Here is a 234-nt window from a genome sequence, read left to right as displayed (position 1 = left end):
GGCGCGCTGGTACGTGTCCGCCGTGCTGGGGGGCTTGACGCACGTGGTGTGGGACGCGTTCACCCATCACGACCGGTGGGGGACGCGGCTGATCCCGGTGCTGGGTGAGGAGATCGGCGGTTCGCCGGTGTTCTGGTACGCGCAGTACGGGACGTCGCTGCTGGCCGCGGTGGTCCTGGTGGTGTTCACGGCGCGGGCGCTGCGGCGCGCGGTCCCCGGGGGCGCGGTGCCCCC

1 protein-coding gene is annotated in these 234 nt (G+C 74.4%); it reads left to right on the top strand.

From position 1 onward, the window contains the following. A partial coding sequence (locus tag CCN29_RS36600) for a DUF4184 family protein (RefSeq protein WP_442538657.1) occupies window positions 1-234 on the top strand: 234 nt, incomplete at both ends.

Source organism: Streptomyces pseudogriseolus (assembly GCA_002154585.1).
GTDB lineage: Bacteria > Actinomycetota > Actinomycetes > Streptomycetales > Streptomycetaceae > Streptomyces > Streptomyces pseudogriseolus.
This window is presented reverse-complemented; position numbering and strand designations above follow the sequence as displayed.